Below are 515 nucleotides of genomic sequence, written 5' to 3' on the forward strand. Positions count from 1 at the left end.
GGCCACGTTGACCACGGTAAGACCACTCTGACCGCAGCTCTGACTCGCGTCTGCTCCGAAGTTTTCGGTTCGGCAGTCGTTGAGTTCGACAAGATCGACTCGGCTCCGGAAGAAAAAGCGCGCGGTATTACCATCAACACCGCTCACGTCGAGTACAACTCGAACATTCGTCACTACGCTCACGTTGACTGCCCAGGTCACGCTGACTACGTGAAGAACATGATCACCGGTGCTGCCCAGATGGACGGCGCGATCCTGGTTTGCTCGGCCGCCGATGGTCCGATGCCACAAACCCGTGAGCACATCCTGCTGTCCCGTCAGGTTGGCGTTCCGTACATCGTGGTCTTCCTGAACAAGGCTGACCTGGTAGACGACGCTGAGCTGCTGGAACTGGTCGAGATGGAAGTTCGCGACCTGCTGTCCACCTACGACTTCCCAGGCGACGACACCCCGATCATCATCGGTTCGGCTCGTATGGCGCTGGAAGGCAAAGACGACAACGAAATGGGCACTAC

The 515-nt window shown here is 58.1% G+C and carries 1 protein-coding gene; it reads left to right on the forward strand.

The genetic code is table 11. From position 1 onward, the window contains the following. A partial coding sequence (locus EGJ22_RS25910) for a GTP-binding protein (RefSeq protein WP_125920463.1) occupies positions 1-515 on the forward strand: 515 nt, incomplete at both ends.

The sequence above is a fragment of the Pseudomonas sp. p99-361 genome, from assembly GCF_003935475.1.
GTDB classification, from domain to species: Bacteria; Pseudomonadota; Gammaproteobacteria; order Pseudomonadales; family Pseudomonadaceae; genus Aquipseudomonas; species Aquipseudomonas juntendi.